The following is a 17,724-nucleotide window of genomic DNA, read 5'->3' on the forward strand; positions in this document are numbered from 1 at the left end:
ATTCTCCGGGATTAACGGGTTAAACGCGCCAGCACGTTTTCTATTCTCGCCAGGGCATGGCGACAGCGTGCCAGTCGCGCCTCGAATGCTTCTACTTCACGATGCAGTTTTTGCTGTTCTTCAAAACCCGTTGCCTGAGCCAGACGCTTTTTGCGTTCATGCGTCATTTCCACCAGTCGGCGTTCAAACTCCTGGTGTTGAACTCGCTTGCGCTGCCAGCGCGCCAGGCCTGGAGATGCGCAGTCCCACTCGCGGAGTGACCAACTGGCGGTTTCACGCGAAATCGCCTCTAACTGTGAGGCAAGGTGTTCCGCCAGCCAGCTAATTTGTGGTAGTTGTTGCTGTTCAACTGCGCGCCGCAAGGCTGCGAGATTATCTTCAGCTTCAACCAGATAAGCTTGGAGCAACGTGCTGCGAGTGTGAAACAGATGCCTGTCAAAGCGGGCGCTCAGCGTGGCGTGATGCGCCAGCGGGGCACACTGCTGGCGCAGGCGATTAAGCTGGTTTTCGAGCGTCTGTAGCAGCATGACGGTTTTCACGACAACACTCCGATGAAAATGAGAACTGTTATGCTAAAGTAGCGATTCTCTGTGTTAAGTACTGATATTATGCAACGCATTATTCTAATCATCATTGGCTGGATAGCGGTAGTGTTAGGCACGCTGGGCGTTGTATTGCCGTTGCTGCCCACGACGCCATTTATCCTGCTGGCCGCCTGGTGTTTTGCCCGCTCATCGCCGCGCTTTCACGACTGGCTGCTGTACCGTTCGTGGTTCGGCGGGTATCTGCGTCACTGGCAAAAACACCGCGCGATGCCGCCTGGAGCGAAGCCACGCGCAATTTTGTTAATCCTGGTGACGTTTGCTATTTCACTCTGGCTGGTCAATATGATGTGGGTGCGCGGCCTGCTGCTGGTTATTCTCGCCTGTTTACTGATTTTTATGTGGCGGATCCCGGTGATTGATGAAAAACAACAAAAGCAGTAAACCGCAATAATCGCTGTTGCAATTGTCTCTCGCAGCCAGTAAATTCGACCGTTTTCGAGCACAGGCGCAGATGGTCAAAGGTTAAGCAAGTGTAACCCTGACCCTTAATATAGACACAAAATCATTCAAGATACGTCGAAGATGAAGTGTATAGTGCGCCGTGAAGTAATACTGTATCAATCAGGCACAAACTTATGACCGCGACTGCACAGCAGCTTGAGTTTCTCAAAAATAGCATCAAAAGCATCCACGATTACCCAAAACCGGGCATTCTTTTCCGTGATGTCACCAGTTTACTGGAAGATCCGAAAGCCTACGCCCTCAGCATTGAATTGCTGGTTGAACGCTATAAAGATGCGGGTATCACTAAAGTGGTTGGCACCGAAGCGCGTGGCTTCCTGTTTGGCGCGCCGGTAGCGTTGGGTCTGGGCGTCGGCTTTGTTCCGGTACGTAAACCCCGTAAGCTTCCGCGTGAGGTGATAGCTGAGAGCTATGAGCTGGAATACGGCACCGATCAGCTGGAAATTCACGTTGATGCCATCAAACCGGGCGATAAAGTCCTGGTTGTAGACGACCTGCTGGCAACCGGCGGCACGATTGAAGCGACCGTGAAGTTGATCCGCCGACTGGGTGGCGAAGTGACCGATGCTGCCTTTATCATTAACCTGTTTGATCTGGGCGGCGAACAGCGTCTGGAAAAGCAGGGGCTGACCTGTTACAGCCTGGTACCATTCCCGGGCCACTAAGTCGGGCTATCTTATCCCGTCTGAAGTAATACCGAGACACACAACCTCGCCGTCGCTGCGAGGTTGTGTTAGCATTACCCTCCTGTGAATCCACCCTCCAGCCTTTCAGAGCCTGCCAATGAGTTATCAGGTCTTAGCCCGAAAATGGCGCCCACAAACCTTTGCTGACGTCGTCGGCCAGGAACATGTGCTGACGGCACTGGCGAACGGCTTGTCGTTAGGGCGTATTCATCATGCTTATTTGTTTTCCGGCACCCGTGGCGTCGGAAAAACCTCTATCGCCCGCTTGCTGGCGAAGGGATTAAACTGTGAAACCGGCATCACCGCGACGCCGTGCGGCGTGTGCGATAACTGCCGGGAAATTGAGCAGGGGCGTTTTGTCGATTTGATTGAAATCGATGCCGCCTCACGCACCAAAGTCGAAGACACTCGCGATCTGCTGGATAACGTCCAGTACGCGCCTGCGCGCGGGCGATTTAAGGTCTATTTGATCGACGAAGTGCACATGCTGTCGCGCCACAGCTTTAATGCCTTGCTGAAAACGCTCGAAGAGCCGCCCGCGCACGTCAAGTTCCTGCTGGCGACTACCGATCCGCAGAAGCTGCCGGTGACCATCCTGTCGCGCTGTCTGCAATTCCATCTTAAAGCGCTGGATGTCGAACAGATTCGCCATCAGCTTGAGCATATTCTCAAAGAAGAGCATATCGCCCATGAACCGCGTGCGCTGCAACTGCTGGCTCGCGCCGCGGACGGCAGCCTGCGCGATGCGCTAAGTTTGACCGATCAGGCGATCGCCAGCGGCGATGGTCAGGTCTCGACCGACGCGGTCAGCACCATGCTCGGCACGCTGGACGACGACCAGGCACTCTCGCTTGTTGAAGCGGTTGTGGCCGCCGACGGCGAACGCGTGATGACGTTGGTTAACGACGCTGCCGCGCGCGGTATTGAATGGGAAGCGTTGCTGGTAGAAATGTCGGCTTTACTGCATCGTATTGCCATGGTTCAGCTTTCACCTGCCGCGCTCGGCAGCGATATGGCCGCCATTGAACAGCGTATGCGTGAACTGGCGCGAATCGTCCCGCCAACCGATGTGCAGCTTTATTATCAGACCCTGTTAATCGGGCGCAAAGAGCTGCCGTATGCGCCGGACAGACGAATGGGCGTCGAAATGACGCTGCTGCGTGCGCTGGCTTTTCATCCGCGCATGCCGCTCCCGGAACCTGAAGTTCCGCGTCAGTCGTTTGCCCCGGTCGCACCCACTGCGGTGATAACCCCAACGCAGGTGCCGCAGCAGCCTGCGTCAGCGCAACAGCAACAGAATGTGCCGCTCTCCGATGCTACCAGCCAGGTGCTGGCTGCACGTAGCCAGCTGCAACGCGCCCAGGGAGCAACCAAACCAAAAAAGAGTGAACCGGCAGCCGCTTCCCGCGCGCGGCCGGTGAATAATGCTGCGCTGGAAAGACTGGCTTCGGTGTCGGAACGTGTTCAGGCGCGTCCGGCGGTCTCTGCGCTGGAAAAGGCTCCGGCGAAGAAAGAAGCGTATCGCTGGAAGGCGACCAATCCTGTTGCAGAAGTTAAAGACGTCGTTGCCACGCCGAAAGCGCTGAAAAAAGCGCTTGAGCATGAAAAAACGCCGGAACTGGCGGCAAAGCTTGCGGCTGAAGCTATTGAACGCGATCCGTGGGCAGCCCAGGTAAGCCAGCTCTCGCTACCTAAACTTGTGGAGCAGGTGGCGCTTAATGCCTGGAAAGAAGAGGATGGCAACATGGTGCGCCTGCACCTGCGTTCCACGCAGCGGCACCTTAATTCCAGTGGCGCGCAGCAAAAACTGGCCGAAGCATTGAGTACCTTAACGGGGTCAACGGTTGAATTGACCATCGTTGAAGATGATAATCCTGCGGTGCGCACGCCGCTGGAGTGGCGTCAGGCCATCTATGAAGAGAAGCTCGCGCAGGCGCGTGAGTCGATTATTGCGGATAATAACATCCAGACGCTGCGTCGTTTTTTCGATGCGGACCTGGATGAAGAAAGTATTCGCCCCATTTGATCGTCAGCCAAATGGTTTGACGGTCGTCATCCCTTAACGTGATTGAGAGAGAAGCCTATGTTTGGTAAAGGCGGTCTGGGTAACCTGATGAAACAGGCCCAGCAGATGCAAGAAAAAATGCAGCAGATGCAGGAAGAAGTCGCCAAGCTGGAAGTGACCGGCGAATCTGGCGCGGGTCTGGTAAAAGTGACCATCAACGGCGCGCATAACTGCCGTCGCGTGGAGATCGATCCAAGCCTGCTGGAAGACGACAAAGAGATGCTGGAAGACCTGGTTGCTGCGGCATTCAACGACGCGGCGCGTCGTATTGAAGAGACGCAGAAAGAGAAGATGGCTTCTGTTTCCTCCGGAATGCAGCTGCCGCCTGGCTTTAAGATGCCGTTCTGATGCAAACCAGCCCGCTGTTAACTCAGCTTATGGAAGCACTGCGCTGTCTGCCGGGCGTTGGTCCGAAGTCTGCGCAGCGCATGGCGTTCACGCTGCTTCAGCGCGATCGCAGCGGCGGGATGCGTCTGGCGCAGGCGTTAACGAAGGCGATGTCGGAAATCGGCCACTGTGCCGATTGCCGCACTTTCACCGAGCAGGACGTCTGCAACATCTGCTCGAACCCGCGTCGCCAGGAAAACGGTCAGATTTGCGTGGTGGAGAGTCCGGCGGACATCTACGCCATTGAGCAAACCGGGCAATTTTCCGGACGTTACTTCGTGCTTATGGGACACCTGTCGCCGTTGGACGGTATCGGGCCGGATGACATCGGGCTGGATCGTCTTGAACAGCGACTGGCGTCTGAGCAAATCAACGAACTGATCCTTGCGACTAATCCCACGGTCGAAGGAGAAGCGACCGCCAACTATATTGCTGAGCTTTGCATGCAGTATGGCGTTGAAGCCAGCCGTATCGCCCATGGCGTTCCGGTCGGCGGCGAGCTGGAAATGGTCGATGGCACCACGCTATCGCACTCTCTGGCAGGACGGCACAAGATTAAATTCTGAACAAACGGAGGCCGCGACGGCGGCTTCCGCTTGAAATCCTTCCCGCTTGTCCCCATTTCACCCTCAACGTGTTTTTACCATTGAAAATGGCATTGTTGAGGTAGATCTACATGAAAGGACAAGAAACTCGTGGTTTTCAGTCAGAAGTAAAACAGCTTCTGCACCTGATGATCCATTCTCTGTATTCCAATAAAGAAATCTTCCTGCGTGAGCTTATCTCTAACGCCTCGGATGCGGCAGACAAGCTGCGTTTCCGCGCACTGTCTAACCCGGATCTGTATGAAGGTGACGGTGAGCTGCGTGTGCGTGTTTCCTTCGATAAAGATAAGTGTACGTTGACCATTGCCGATAACGGCGTGGGGATGAACCGTGATGACGTTATCGATCATCTGGGGACCATTGCGAAATCCGGCACCAAATCTTTCCTCGAATCCATGGGTTCCGATCAGGCGAAAGACAGCCAGTTGATCGGTCAGTTCGGGGTTGGCTTCTACTCAGCCTTCATCGTGGCGGACAAAGTCACCGTGCGTACCCGTGCTGCGGGTGATAAACCGGAAAACGGCGTGTTCTGGGAGTCTGCGGGCGAGGGTGAGTACACCGTTGCTGATATCACCAAAGACGATCGCGGCACCGAAATCACTCTGCATCTGCGCGAAGGCGAAGACGAGTTCCTCGATGACTGGCGCGTACGTTCCATCATTAGCAAATATTCCGACCATATCGCGCTGCCGGTAGAGATCGAAAAAACCGAAGAGAAAGACGGCGAGACCGTGGTTTCCTGGGAAAAGATCAACAAGGCGCAGGCGTTGTGGACGCGTAACAAGTCGGAAATCAAAGACGACGAATACAACGAATTCTATAAGCATATCGCCCACGATTTCACCGACCCGCTGACCTGGAGCCACAATCGTGTGGAAGGTAAGCAGGAGTACACCAGCCTGCTGTATATCCCATCGCAGGCGCCGTGGGATATGTGGAACCGCGATCACAAGCATGGTCTGAAACTGTACGTCCAGCGTGTATTCATCATGGACGATGCCGAGCAGTTCATGCCGAACTACCTGCGCTTTGTCCGTGGTCTGATAGATTCTAACGATCTTCCGCTGAACGTCTCCCGTGAGATCCTGCAGGACAGCACCGTCACCCGTAACCTGCGCAGCGCGCTGACCAAACGCGTACTGCAGATGCTGGAAAAACTGGCGAAAGACGACGCGGAAAAATACCAGACCTTCTGGAAACAGTTTGGTCTGGTTCTGAAAGAAGGCCCGGCGGAAGACCATGCTAATCAGGAAACTATCGCCAAACTGATGCGCTTCGCGTCTACGCATACTGACTCCTCCGCACAGACCGTGTCGCTGGAAGACTACGTTGCGCGGATGAAAGAAGGGCAGGAGAAAATCTACTACATCACCGCAGACAGCTATGCGGCGGCGAAGAGCAGCCCGCACCTGGAACTGCTGCGTAAGAAAGGCATCGAAGTGCTGCTGCTTTCTGACCGCATCGATGAGTGGATGATGAACTACCTGACCGAGTTCGATGGCAAACCATTCCAGTCCGTGGCCAAAGCCGACGAGTCCATCGACAAACTGGCGGATGAAGTTGACGAATCGGCAAAAGAAGCGGAAAAAGCGCTGACGCCGTTTGTTGAGCGCGTGAAAACCTTGCTGGGCGATCGCGTAAAAGAAGTGCGTCTAACTCACCGTCTGACCGACACACCGGCTATCGTCACCACCGATGCGGATGAAATGAGCACCCAGATGGCGAAACTGTTCGCCGCTGCGGGCCAGGCGGTACCGGAAGTGAAATATATCTTTGAACTGAACCCGGACCACGTGCTGGTAAAACGCACGGCGGATACTCAGGACGAAGCGCAGTTCAAAGAGTGGGTTGAACTGCTGCTGGATCAGGCGCTGTTTGCCGAGCGTGGCACGCTGGAAGATCCGAACCAGTTCATCCGCCGTATGAACCAGTTGCTGGTATCCTGATAGCGATAATGTGATGCCGGATGGCGCTAGCGCCATCCGGCTTTTTTTCGCCTTCTGAACTCAATTTTCCATCATTAACCGTTTCAGCGCAGGCACCTTCCTTGAGCCAATTGCGTGATGGTGGTATCGTTTAGCGCTTTTTAAAAAATATCGACAACCTTTAAGGGGATTTTCGTAATGCGTATCATTCTGCTTGGCGCTCCGGGCGCGGGTAAAGGAACTCAGGCTCAGTTCATCATGGAGAAGTATGGTATTCCGCAAATCTCCACCGGTGATATGCTGCGTGCCGCCGTGAAATCTGGCTCCGAGCTGGGCAAACAAGCGAAAGACATCATGGACGCCGGTAAGTTGGTGACTGATGAGCTGGTGATCGCGCTGGTAAAAGAGCGTATTGCTCAGGAAGACTGCCGTAATGGTTTCCTGCTTGATGGCTTCCCGCGCACTATTCCGCAGGCAGATGCCATGAAGGAAGCGGGTATCAACGTGGACTACGTTCTGGAATTCGACGTTCCGGACGAGCTGATCGTTGACCGTATTGTAGGTCGTCGCGTACACGCTGCTTCTGGCCGCGTTTACCACATCAAATTCAACCCGCCTAAGGTTGAAGGTAAAGACGACGTGACCGGCGAAGAGCTGACCACCCGTAAAGACGATCAGGAAGAGACCGTACGTAAGCGCCTGGTGGAATACCATCAGATGACCGCACCGCTGATCGGCTACTACTCGAAAGAAGCACAGGCGGGTAACACTAAATACGCGAAAGTTGACGGCACTCAGGCCGTGGCTGACGTTCGCGCAGCGCTGGAAAAAATCCTCGGTTAATTTTTAACGCAGTTAATGCCGGATGGCGGTGGATACACCTTATCCGGCCTACGATTCTTTGTAGGCCTGATAAGCGTAGCGCCATCAGGCAAATTCTCGTCTTACCTTTCACAGCAATTAGTTCTTCTTTACCGCTTTTCCGCTACAATTATCAACAATTTGAATCGATAAGAGGCGGTAATGCGTCAGACGAAAACCGGTATCCTGCTGGCAAACCTCGGCACTCCCGATGCCCCAACCCCCGAAGCCGTTAAGCGCTACCTTCGCCAGTTTTTAAGCGATCAACGCGTAGTCGATACGTCCCCTGCGCTGTGGTGGCCGTTGCTGCGTGGTGTGATCTTGCCGTTGCGAGCGCCGCGTGTGGCAAAGCTGTACCAGTCAATCTGGATGGAAGACGGTTCCCCGCTAATGGTCTACAGCAAGGCGCAACAGCAGGCGTTGGCACAACGTCTGCCTGATACGCCTGTCGCGCTGGGGATGAGCTACGGTTCGCCGTCGCTCGAAAGCGCGGTTGATGAACTGTTGGCAAGCGGAGTGGAACACATGGTGGTGTTACCGCTGTACCCGCAATATTCCTGTTCGACGGTTGCAGCAGTCTGGGACGAGCTGGCGCGCATCTTAGCGCGCAAACGCGCTATTCCTGGTGTCTCATTTATTCGAGATTACGCCGATGATAGCAGCTACATTGATGCGCTGGCCAAAAGTGCCCGGGATTCATTCGCTCAACATGGCGAACCTGATTTGCTGCTGCTCTCCTACCACGGCATTCCGCAGCGCTACGCCGATGAGGGCGATGACTACCCGCAGCGCTGTCGCGACACGACGCGTGAGCTGGTTTCGGCGCTTGGTCTGCCGCCGGAAAAAGTCATGATGACCTTCCAGTCTCGCTTTGGCCGCGAACCGTGGCTGACGCCGTATACCGATGAAACGTTAAAAATGCTGGCGGAGAAAGGGACCCGACATATCCAGGTTATGTGTCCGGGCTTCGCGGCTGATTGTCTCGAAACGCTGGAAGAGATAGCGGTGCAAAACCGGGAGATTTTCCTTGAGGCTGGCGGTAAGCAATATGAATATATTCCGGCGTTGAATGCCACACCGGAACATATCGAAATGATGGTTAAACTGACCGCCGCCTACCTTTAAAGCTGCGCCCTGAAATAACGCGCGCCGTCCTGCAGGGCATCGTCGGCGGTTTTCATCATCCGCGAATAGTGCAGGAAGGCGTGCAGCGTGCCGGGATACATTTTGTACTGGCAAGGCTGCTGATGCGCTTGTAACGTCTGGAATAATAAGCAGCTATCGTCGATCAGCGGATCGAACTCCGCACCGGCGATAAAACATGGCGGTACGTCGCGCGTCAGATCGTTATTAAACAGGCAATAGTACGGTGACTCGCGATCGTCAGCGCTGCGTAGGTACGCGTTTTCGTACATCTGCAGATCTTCGCGGGTTAAACCATCCCACGCGCCGCCCATCAGCCGTCGACTTAGTGAATCTTGCAGGCCGTAAAGGCCATACCACAACAGCACGCCAGCGACTTTGCCGCAGGCAATGTTTTTATCTCGCAGCCACAGAGTGCTGGCTAGCGCCAGCATCGCTCCGGCGGAATCGCCCGCAAAACCAATCGTATTTACATTGAGGGAATAGTCGCCAGCGTGTTGATGATAGTACTGGCAAACGGTGACTATCTCTTCAATGGCTTGCGGGTAGCGGGCTTCCGGCGCCAGCGAATAGTCAATGCCGATCACCGTGCACTGGGTGTAGTGCGCCAGTAAGCGCATAATACGGTCGTGGGTATCCAGATTACCGAGAATAAAACCGCCGCCGTGCAGGTAATACAGCGTCGCCTGGCTTTGGGGCTGCGGAGCGTAAATTCGTGTGGCAACGGGACCGCACGCGGTAGAAATCACGCATTCTCGGGTATTCATCTGCGGGGCATCGGCATTCCACAGTTGCCGCTCATGAATGTAGTGTTGGCGCTGAGCCACGAAGTCATCGGCAGCGGGCCATGGCGGCAAATCGTCGCGATGAAAATTCACCACGCTTTTCATTTCATCCGAAATTTTGTCGAGTACGGGGATTTTGTTTTCCGGCTTCATAAAACGCTCCTTGTAAAGGTGAGTTATTGTAGAAATTAATCCTGGATAAACTGCGATCTCACCGTCCGATATTGAAACTCAGCGCCGCATCGCATGCGCAGCAGGGAATGTGCTACCATGCATCGCTCAGTTAACCACCCTAAAATCGACCATGAAATTTCCCGGTAAACGTAAATCCAAACACTATTTTCCCGTCAGCGCGCGCGATCCGTTGCTGCAACAAATTCAACCAGAAAATGAAACCAGCGCTGCCTGGGTGGTGGGCATTGACCAGACGCTGGTAGATATTGAAGCCAAAGTAGATGATGACTTTGTCAAACGTTATGGATTAAGCGCCGGGCACTCTCTGGTGATTGCCGATGATGTCGCTGAAGCGCTCTACCAGGAGCTGGTGCGCGAAAATTTGATCACCCATCAGTTTGCGGGCGGTACTATCGGTAACACCATGCACAACTACTCCGTGTTGGCGGATGACCGCTCGGTGCTACTGGGCGTGATGTGCAGCAATATCGAGATCGGCAGCTATGCGTACCGCTATTTGTGCAATACCTCCAGCCGTACCGATCTGAACTACCTGCAAGGCGTTAATGGACCGATTGGCCGCTGCTTTACGCTGATTGGCGAATCCGGAGAGCGTACCTTCGCCATCAGCCCCGGACATATGAACAAACTGCGAGCGGATAGCATCCCTGAATCCGTCATTGCTGGTGCGTCCGCGCTGGTGCTGACGTCCTATCTGGTGCGCTGCGAACCGGGCGAGCCGATGCCGGAAGCAACCATGAAGGCGATTGAATATGCCAAAAAACACAATGTGCCGGTGGTACTGACGCTGGGCACCAAATTCGTTATTGCCGATAATCCGCAGTGGTGGCAAGCATTTCTGAAAGAGCATGTCTCTATTCTGGCGATGAATGAAGAAGAGGCCGAAGCGCTGACCGGCGAGAACGATCCGCTACTGGCGTCCGACAAGGCGCTGGACTGGGTGGATCTGGTGCTGTGCACTGCGGGCCCGGCGGGTCTGTATATGGCGGGCTTTACGGAAGAAGAAGTCAAACGTAAAACCCAGCATCCGCTGCTGCCTGGGGCGATTGCCGAATTTAACCAATACGAATTTAGCCGCGCCATGCGTCATAAAGACTGTACGAATCCGCTACGTGTGTATTCGCACATCGCGCCGTATATGGGCGGGCCAGAAAAGATCATGAACACCAACGGTGCTGGTGACGGCGCGCTGGCGGCATTGCTGCATGATATTACTGCCAACAGCTATCACCGTAGCAACGTGCCTAACTCCAGCAAGCACAAGTTCACCTGGCTGACCTATTCGTCATTAGCGCAGGTGTGTAAATATGCTAACCGAGTGAGTTACCAGGTGCTGAACCAGCATTCCCCGCGTCTGACGCGCGGCTTGCCGGAACGTGAGGACAGCCTGGAAGAGTCGTACTGGGATCGTTAAATCTTGCGTAGGCCGGATAAGCGATAACGCTATCCGGCACGTAACATTAACTGGCAGTAGCAACTTCACCAGCAGGCGGCGTTTCAATCAGCTCCAGCATGGTGCGGGCGATTTCACGCTCACCCATGACCACCTGATTGGCGCCCCGCTCGGTAATGTATTCCACTTCATCGTCATAATGCGCGCGGGCGATAATCTCAATCGACGGGCACTTTTCACGAGCTGAAGCGACAATTTCACCCGCTTCATAGCCATTCGGAATGGTCAGCAGCAGCCAGCGTGCGCAATCCAGGTGCGCCAGACCCATAATTTCCTCATTAGCAGCGTTGCCCAGCACCGCCAGGATCCCACGCTCGCGCAGTTCATCCACCCGGGTACGCGAGGTTTCGATAACCACCAACGGGATCCCTGCTGCCATCAGTTTCTCACCCAGCAGGCTGCCGACGCGGCCAAAGCCCACCAGCAAGGCGTGATTACAGATATCCACCGGAATTTGCTTCTCTTCTTCGATGGCTTCTTCCAGCGTCTGCTCTTCCAGCGTTTCGGTTTTGGCGAGATATTTTTCTAACACTGCGAACAGCACCGGGTTGAGCATAATGGACAGGATAGCCCCTGCCAGGACCAGATTCTGTCCGGCCTGTGGCAGCAGGTTTAACGCCATTCCCAGACCCGCCAGGATAAAGGCAAACTCACCAATCTGCGCCAGACTGGTGGCAATGGTGAGTGCTGTGCGTTGGGAGTGACCAAACAGGCGCACCAGGAAATAGGCGGCAACGGATTTACCAAAGACAATAATCGCCAGCGTGCCAAGTACCGCCAGCGGCTGCTGGATCAAGATTAACGGATCAAACAGCATCCCGACGGATACAAAGAACAATACGGCGAACGCATCGCGCAGCGGCAGAGTATCATGCGCTGCACGGTGACTCAGTTCCGATTCATTCAGCACCATACCGGCGAAGAACGCGCCCAGTGCAAAAGAGACATCGAACAATTCCACTGCGCCAAAGGCGATACCTAATGCCAGGGCAAGGACTGACAGAGTAAACAGTTCTCGTGAGCCGGTTGCGGCGCTACGCGCCATGATCCAGGGCACCAGGCGACGGCCAACCAGCATCATAATGGCGATAAACGCCACCACTTTACCGATGGTAATGCCCATATCGACGGCCAGCGATGCAAACCCAACATCTTCTTTTTCCAGCATTCCGGCGACGGCGGGTAGGAGCACCAGCGTCAGCACCATCATCAGGTCTTCAACAATCAGCCAGCCTATAGCGATTTGCCCGCGCTGGCTGTCAATAAGTTGTCGTTCCTCAAGAGCACGCAGTAGTACTACGGTACTGGCGGTCGAAAGACACAGTCCAAAGACGATACCCACCATCAGCGACCAGCCCATTACCGCTGAAAGCGCCATACCCAGTAGCGTTGCCACCGCTATCTGGGCAATCGCGCCGGGAATGGCGATTGACTTTACCGCCATCAAATCCTTCAGGGAAAAGTGCAGCCCGACGCCGAACATCAACAGGATTACGCCAAGCTCAGCCAGTTCAGGCGCGAGTTTGGTATCAGCAACAAAACCAGGTGTAAATGGACCGGCCAGAACGCCCGCTAACAGATATCCCACCAGAGGAGAAATACGTAGTTTATTGGCAATCATGCCTAATATAAAAGCGAGCACAAGGCCGCCGACAATGGTGGTGATAAGCGGGGTGGCGTGATGCATTCCGTCTCCTTTGGTTGCTGTGTTGATCCTGAAAACCCAAATTCCGAGTAATAGTTTATGACAAATTTGATGTTTATGTTGATGAATAATTATTGAATTTTGATGAAAACAGGATTTTAAAGGAAAAAAAGCACGGATCGGAAAACCAGGGGGGGATGTCTGAGGCAAACGCTGATGGTCACTGTAAGTGATGACGACCAAAGTCTAGCTTTGGTCGTCAAAAAATCAGGCTTTATGTCGGTTATCAGGTAAGAATATGGTCAGTATCCCCAAAAGTGGCAGGAAAGCACATATTTTGTAGACCAAATCGATACTGGTATGGTCGGCAATCAGCCCTAACACCGCGGCTCCCAAGCCACCCATGCCGAAGGCAAAACCGAAAAATAGCCCAGAAACCATGCCGATACGCCCAGGAAGCAGCTCCTGTGCATAGACCAGAATGGCAGAAAACGCTGATGCGAGGATAAAACCAATGATTACGGTTAAAATCCCGGTCCATTCCAGCGTTGCATAGGGTAAAACGAGGGTAAATGGCGCTACGCCGAGGATAGAGCCCCAAATAACATATTTTCTGCCAATTTTATCGCCCAATGGTCCACCAATTACCGTTCCGGCGGCGACGGCAAATAAGAAGGCAAACAGGTGAAACTGGGCATTTTGTACCGATAATCCGAATTTTTGCATCAGATAAAAGGTGTAATAGCTGCTAATGCTCGCCATATAGAAGTATTTGGAGAAAATCAGCACCAGCAGAATGCTTACCGCCAAAACCACTTTATTACGCGGCAACGGATTAACGATGGCGACCTTCGGCTTTCCTTTACTCATCCGATGCTGTGCTGCATACCAACGGCTGATTTGCGCCAGGACGACAATCGCTAATAACGCGGCCAGCACAAACCAGGCCACATTACCTTTACCGTATGGCGCAATGATGACAGCCGCCAGCAACGGTCCCAGAGAGCTACCGAAGTTACCGCCAACCTGGAAAATCGACTGGGCAAGGCCGTGGCGACCACCGGAGGCCATACGCGCCACACGGGACGATTCCGGGTGAAATACCGATGAACCGGTACCAACCAGCGCCGCGGCGAGCAACACCATATGGAAGCTGCCGGCCATGGCCAGCAAAACAAGCCCGCTCAGCGTGAAGCACATCCCAATGGGCAGCGACCACGGCATCGGGTATTTGTCCGTCCAGTAACCCACGACCGGTTGTAGCAGCGAGGAAGCAAGCTGGAAGGTCAGGGTAATCATCCCTATCTGCATAAACGTCAGCGAGAACTCTGACTGTAAAAGCGGATAAATCGCGAGGATCAGCGACTGGATCATATCGTTGAGCAGATGGGAGAGGCTGATTGCCCCTAAAATGCCAAATGAGGTGCGCGCTTTAGCAACCGACGCTGACGCGCCAGCCGCTGGCTGGGTTGGTTCACTTATTGCCATAGAAAGTCACTTCTGTTTGGTTGCGATTATGAGGGTAATCTAATTTGTTATTATTACCTGACTAACATACCTGCGGAAGGTGTTTGAAGGAAGTCTCATTTCTGAAAACATTTTCGACTATTATTTCATATCATTGTAATTTCAGTCGTTGATTTTGGCTCAGGGAGAGTACATGAAATTTTTAAAACGGGGCGTGGCGCTGGCGTTATTAGCCGCATTTGCGCTGGCAGGCCAGCCTGCACAGGCGTACGAAAAAGATAAAACTTATAAAATCACCATTCTGCATACTAACGATCATCACGGTCATTTCTGGCGTAGCGAATATGGGGAATATGGACTGGCGGCGCAAAAAACGCTGGTGGACGGTATTCGTAAAGAAGTGGCCGAAGAAGGGGGCAGCGTACTGCTGCTTTCCGGCGGCGATATTAACACCGGCGTACCAGAATCCGATCTGCAGGATGCGGAACCTGATTTTCGCGGCATGAACCTGATTGGCTACGACGCGATGGCGGTCGGAAACCACGAGTTTGATAATCCGCTTAGCGTATTGCGCCAGCAGGAAAAATGGTCGAAATTTCCGTTTCTCTCGGCCAATATTTATCAGAAAAGCACCGGCGAGCGTTTATTTAAGCCGTGGGCCATCTTTAAGCGCCAGGACTTAAAAATTGCCGTACTTGGTTTAACCACTGATGATACGGCGAAAATTGGCAACCCCGAGTTCTTTACCGATATCGAATTCCGTAAACCTGCCGATGAAGCCAAACTGGTTATCCAGGAACTGAATATGGGGGAAAAGCCAGACATCATTATTGCCACCACCCATATGGGACATTATGACAATGGCAATCATGGATCTAACGCCCCTGGTGATGTGGAGATGGCGCGCAGCCTGCCAGCAGGGTCGCTGGCAATGATTGTGGGTGGTCACTCACAGGACCCTGTGTGTATGGCTGCGGAAAATAAAAAACAGGTGGATTACGTCCCGGGGACGCCGTGTGCGCCAGACAAGCAGAACGGGATCTGGATTGTTCAGGCGCATGAGTGGGGGAAATACGTGGGACGGGCGGACTTTGAGTTCCGCAACGGCGAAATGAAAATGGTTAATTACCAGCTTATCCCCGTTAACCTGAAGAAAAAAGTGACCTGGGACAACGGTAAAAGTGAGCGGGTACTCTACACCCCGGAGATTGCTGAAAATCAGCAAATGCTTTCGCTGCTGACACCGTTCCAGAATAAAGGTAAAGCGCAGCTCGACGTGAAAATTGGCAGCGTCAATACGCGTCTCGAAGGCGATCGTAGCAAAGTCCGTTTCGTGCAAACCAATATGGGGCATTTGTTGCTGGCTGCGCAAATGGCCCGGACCAGCGCTGATTTTGGCGTGATGAGCGGCGGCGGTATCCGTGACTCCATTGAAGGCGGCGATATCACCTATAAGAGCGTGCTGAAGGTACAGCCGTTTGGCAACATCGTGGTGTATGCCGACATGAGCGGGAAAGAGGTGATTGACTATCTGACTGCGGTGGCGCAAATGAAGCCGGACTCCGGGGCCTATCCGCAGTTTGCCAACGTCAGCTTTGTAGCGAAAGACGGCAAACTTAACGATGTGAAAATCAAAGACGAACCTGTTGATCCAGCCAAAACCTATCGTATGGCAACGCTGAGCTTCAACGCCACCGGCGGTGATGGCTATCCGCGTATTGATAACAAACCAGGCTATGTGAATACCGGATTTATTGATGCGGAAGTGCTGAAAGAATACGTGCAGAAGAACTCACCGCTGGATGCCAGTGCGTATGAGCCGAAGGGGGAGGTGAGCTGGCAGTAACAGTGCGGAGTGCCGGATGGCGGTGCTGGCACCTTATCCGGCCTACAGGTCAGTGCGATGTGTAGGCCTTAAAGCTGCGCGCCATCAGGCATTCATTCTATAACCGCTTAGTCCCGGCGGGCGATGTCAGCGAATTTTGCATCCAGAATTTTCGCCAGATCGCTCGCTGCCAGTTCGATATCCAGCCCGCGTTTGCCGCCGGACACATAAATGGTGTCAAACGTTTGGGCTGGCGCGTCGATAAGCGTCGGCAATCTTTTTTTCTGTCCCAGCGGGCTGATACCACCTACCAGATAGCCGGTAGTGCGTTGCGCGACCATGGGATCGGCCATATCGACCTTTTTGGCGCCCAACGCTTTGGCGACCTTTTTGAGATCCAGTTGACCGGCTACCGGTGTGACGGCGACCGCCAGATGCTTCATGTCGCCGTTCACGGCAACCAGCAGCGTTTTGTAAACCTGGTCCGCATTCAGACCTAACTTGCGCACCACTTCGTCACCAAAATTCGTCTCGGACGGATCGTGATCGTAGGTGTGGATCTGGAAAGAAATTTTGTTTTTTTCGAGTAATTTAACGGCGGGTGTCATAGCAATTTTCCTGGCCCAGACAAAATACGACACAAGCATACGCCTGATGTCTGTCTAAAAAATAGTACCATCTTGCGCAATAGTATTGGCAGGATGATGACTTTGAGCGACAATCGAACTACACCGACGCTTTAAGCGCCGGGATCATAATAATGATGAAATTCCTCTTTGACGGGCCAATAGAGATATTGGCCATTTTTTTTACCGTAACATCTCCGGCAAATTTCCTTCTCCGTATAAATGCAGCGCGCCAACGGCCACCACATAGTGACCGGCAGGCATCGCTCTGAGTCGATCGCACCAGGCCGCATTACGTTGATGCATCAAAACGTCATACAACGACTGACTAAATGTATTGGGTAGTGTGAGTTCGCTATTGTGCGGCGGCGTTTCAAGCCACCAGCTCATCATCTGTTGTAGCAGTCTGGCATTGGTATGCCAGTGTGTCAGGGTATCGTCCAACAGAGCCAGGCCGTTATCGGGCAACTGACATAACAGTGCGATTTGGCTGGATGCGCCTTCCAGTTCGATTATCGGTTTATGCACTTTTTTAGCCGCATTCAGCAGTTGGTAATCAATCCCGTATTCAGCCCGCAGCCCCAGCTTCTGCGCCTGCGTTGCCTGTAATACCATGGCGATTTGCCATAACGGCTGCGTGGACAGCAGGGAAGGGGAAATGCCCAGTTCGTCGGTGACCTTATGCAGATTATCTAACTGCTCCGGGCTGATGCGTTCTTCCAGTGCGGCAAAGGTCGGAAGGTTGGCAAACGGTGCATCGTCGCCGGAAACATCAGCTTCGACAATCAACGCATCGGCATGCTTGAGCTTTTTGAGTAATTTGGCAGGCAGAGGCGCCATATCGCGGCTGCCCATGTGAATGCTGCCAATCAGATGAAAATGGCGGTTGCCGGGCAAAGAGATGTCGATGGCAGGCCAGGTATAGTGGTTGCCGCGCAGTGCAGACCAAAATGCTTTTACCCGGTATAACAAATCCATACGACCTCCCT

Annotated in this window: 16 protein-coding genes and 1 other annotated feature; of the genes, 10 read left to right on the forward strand and 6 right to left on the reverse strand. The window is 53.5% G+C overall.

The window, feature by feature from the left end; translation table 11 throughout:
- Positions 1-11: 11 nt before the first annotated feature.
- Positions 12-539, reverse strand: coding sequence for a primosomal replication protein N'' (gene priC, locus On2M_RS09840; protein ID WP_187252903.1), 528 nt, complete (start codon positions 537-539; stop codon positions 12-14).
- A gap of 69 nt (positions 540-608) precedes the next feature.
- Between priC and On2M_RS09845 the strand changes: the two genes are divergently transcribed.
- The 8 genes from On2M_RS09845 (at position 609) to hemH (ending at position 8,721) form a co-directional block, all read left to right on the forward strand.
- Positions 609-986 (forward strand): DUF454 family protein, encoded by a 378-nt coding sequence (locus tag On2M_RS09845; protein WP_003847534.1) that lies wholly within the window; start codon positions 609-611, stop codon positions 984-986.
- 194 nt (positions 987-1,180) lie between these two features.
- Positions 1,181-1,732, forward strand: coding sequence for an adenine phosphoribosyltransferase (gene apt, locus On2M_RS09850; RefSeq protein WP_005125198.1), 552 nt, complete (start codon positions 1,181-1,183; stop codon positions 1,730-1,732).
- Positions 1,733-1,850: 118 nt separating this feature from the next.
- A complete protein-coding gene (dnaX, locus tag On2M_RS09855; RefSeq protein WP_151218652.1) occupies positions 1,851-3,779 on the forward strand; it encodes a DNA polymerase III subunit gamma/tau in 1,929 nt (642 codons plus the stop codon).
- Positions 3,112-3,176: a sequence feature (DnaX frameshifting element), on the forward strand. It overlaps the preceding gene by 65 nt.
- Before the next feature lie 57 nt (positions 3,780-3,836).
- A complete protein-coding gene (locus On2M_RS09860) occupies positions 3,837-4,166 on the forward strand; it encodes a YbaB/EbfC family nucleoid-associated protein (protein ID WP_003021764.1) in 330 nt (109 codons plus the stop codon).
- Positions 4,166-4,771 (forward strand): recombination mediator RecR, encoded by a 606-nt coding sequence (recR, locus tag On2M_RS09865; protein ID WP_003021767.1) that lies wholly within the window; start codon positions 4,166-4,168, stop codon positions 4,769-4,771. Before On2M_RS09860 ends, recR begins: the two co-directional genes overlap by 1 nt.
- A gap of 110 nt (positions 4,772-4,881) precedes the next feature.
- On the forward strand, positions 4,882-6,756 hold the full coding sequence (gene htpG, locus On2M_RS09870; RefSeq protein ID WP_210904729.1) for a molecular chaperone HtpG: 1,875 nt from the start codon (positions 4,882-4,884) through the stop codon (positions 6,754-6,756).
- Between the two features lie 177 nt (positions 6,757-6,933).
- Positions 6,934-7,578: an adenylate kinase gene (adk, locus tag On2M_RS09875; RefSeq protein WP_003021773.1), complete on the forward strand. Its 645-nt coding sequence runs from the start codon at positions 6,934-6,936 to the stop codon at positions 7,576-7,578.
- Positions 7,579-7,758: 180 nt separating this feature from the next.
- On the forward strand, positions 7,759-8,721 hold the full coding sequence (hemH, locus tag On2M_RS09880; RefSeq protein ID WP_151218655.1) for a ferrochelatase: 963 nt from the start codon (positions 7,759-7,761) through the stop codon (positions 8,719-8,721).
- Here hemH and aes read toward each other — a convergent pair.
- Positions 8,718-9,677, reverse strand: a complete 960-nt coding sequence (gene aes / locus On2M_RS09885; protein ID WP_187252901.1) for an acetyl esterase — start codon at positions 9,675-9,677, stop codon at positions 8,718-8,720. The genes hemH and aes overlap by 4 nt on opposite strands.
- A 151-nt stretch (positions 9,678-9,828) precedes the next feature.
- On the opposite strand from aes, the gene gsk reads away from it, so the two are divergent.
- Positions 9,829-11,133, forward strand: coding sequence for an inosine/guanosine kinase (gsk, locus tag On2M_RS09890; protein ID WP_003021781.1), 1,305 nt, complete (start codon positions 9,829-9,831; stop codon positions 11,131-11,133).
- A gap of 46 nt (positions 11,134-11,179) precedes the next feature.
- Here the strand turns inward: gsk and ybaL are convergent, their stop codons facing one another.
- Together ybaL and On2M_RS09900 are read right to left on the reverse strand one after the other, a co-directional pair.
- Positions 11,180-12,859 (reverse strand): YbaL family putative K(+) efflux transporter, encoded by a 1,680-nt coding sequence (gene ybaL / locus On2M_RS09895; RefSeq protein ID WP_210904730.1) that lies wholly within the window; start codon positions 12,857-12,859, stop codon positions 11,180-11,182.
- A gap of 225 nt (positions 12,860-13,084) precedes the next feature.
- Complete coding sequence (locus tag On2M_RS09900; RefSeq protein ID WP_149691418.1) at positions 13,085-14,305, reverse strand: MFS transporter; 1,221 nt, start codon at positions 14,303-14,305, stop codon at positions 13,085-13,087.
- A gap of 172 nt (positions 14,306-14,477) precedes the next feature.
- Here On2M_RS09900 and ushA point away from each other — a divergent pair, with 172 nt between their 5' ends.
- Positions 14,478-16,130 carry a bifunctional UDP-sugar hydrolase/5'-nucleotidase UshA gene (ushA, locus tag On2M_RS09905; protein WP_187252899.1) on the forward strand — a complete coding sequence of 551 codons (1,653 nt, stop codon included), beginning with the start codon at positions 14,478-14,480 and terminating at the stop codon, positions 16,128-16,130.
- A 107-nt stretch (positions 16,131-16,237) separates the two neighbouring features.
- On the opposite strand, the gene ybaK is transcribed toward ushA, so the two are convergent.
- Both ybaK and On2M_RS09915 read right to left on the reverse strand, forming a co-directional pair.
- Positions 16,238-16,717: a Cys-tRNA(Pro)/Cys-tRNA(Cys) deacylase YbaK gene (gene ybaK / locus On2M_RS09910; protein WP_003021794.1), complete on the reverse strand. Its 480-nt coding sequence runs from the start codon at positions 16,715-16,717 to the stop codon at positions 16,238-16,240.
- A 201-nt stretch (positions 16,718-16,918) separates the two neighbouring features.
- Entirely contained in the window at positions 16,919-17,713 is a 795-nt protein-coding gene (locus On2M_RS09915; RefSeq protein ID WP_210904731.1) for a TraB/GumN family protein, read from the reverse strand.
- Between the last annotated feature and the right edge of the window lie 11 nt (positions 17,714-17,724).

Origin of the sequence: Citrobacter sp. On2M, from assembly GCF_018035235.1 — a bacterium.
In the GTDB taxonomy this organism is placed as follows: Bacteria; Pseudomonadota; Gammaproteobacteria; order Enterobacterales; family Enterobacteriaceae; genus Citrobacter; species Citrobacter meridianamericanus.

What these genes read in the sequence shown, in the direction of transcription:
- On2M_RS09900 (WP_149691418.1), bottom strand. Translation starts at nt 14,305, where the DNA reads ATGGCAATAAGTGAACCAACCCAGCCAGCGGCTGGCGCGTCAGCGTCG.
- ybaK (WP_003021794.1), bottom strand. Translation starts at nt 16,717, where the DNA reads ATGACACCCGCCGTTAAATTACTCGAAAAAAACAAAATTTCTTTCCAG.
- On2M_RS09860 (WP_003021764.1), top strand. Translation starts at nt 3,837, where the DNA reads ATGTTTGGTAAAGGCGGTCTGGGTAACCTGATGAAACAGGCCCAGCAG.
- apt (WP_005125198.1), top strand. Translation starts at nt 1,181, where the DNA reads ATGACCGCGACTGCACAGCAGCTTGAGTTTCTCAAAAATAGCATCAAA.
- dnaX (WP_151218652.1), top strand. Translation starts at nt 1,851, where the DNA reads ATGAGTTATCAGGTCTTAGCCCGAAAATGGCGCCCACAAACCTTTGCT.
- On2M_RS09845 (WP_003847534.1), top strand. Translation starts at nt 609, where the DNA reads ATGCAACGCATTATTCTAATCATCATTGGCTGGATAGCGGTAGTGTTA.
- aes (WP_187252901.1), bottom strand. Translation starts at nt 9,677, where the DNA reads ATGAAGCCGGAAAACAAAATCCCCGTACTCGACAAAATTTCGGATGAA.
- On2M_RS09915 (WP_210904731.1), bottom strand. Translation starts at nt 17,713, where the DNA reads ATGGATTTGTTATACCGGGTAAAAGCATTTTGGTCTGCACTGCGCGGC.
- adk (WP_003021773.1), top strand. Translation starts at nt 6,934, where the DNA reads ATGCGTATCATTCTGCTTGGCGCTCCGGGCGCGGGTAAAGGAACTCAG.
- gsk (WP_003021781.1), top strand. Translation starts at nt 9,829, where the DNA reads ATGAAATTTCCCGGTAAACGTAAATCCAAACACTATTTTCCCGTCAGC.
- ushA (WP_187252899.1), top strand. Translation starts at nt 14,478, where the DNA reads ATGAAATTTTTAAAACGGGGCGTGGCGCTGGCGTTATTAGCCGCATTT.
- hemH (WP_151218655.1), top strand. Translation starts at nt 7,759, where the DNA reads ATGCGTCAGACGAAAACCGGTATCCTGCTGGCAAACCTCGGCACTCCC.
- recR (WP_003021767.1), top strand. Translation starts at nt 4,166, where the DNA reads ATGCAAACCAGCCCGCTGTTAACTCAGCTTATGGAAGCACTGCGCTGT.
- ybaL (WP_210904730.1), bottom strand. Translation starts at nt 12,859, where the DNA reads ATGCATCACGCCACCCCGCTTATCACCACCATTGTCGGCGGCCTTGTG.
- htpG (WP_210904729.1), top strand. Translation starts at nt 4,882, where the DNA reads ATGAAAGGACAAGAAACTCGTGGTTTTCAGTCAGAAGTAAAACAGCTT.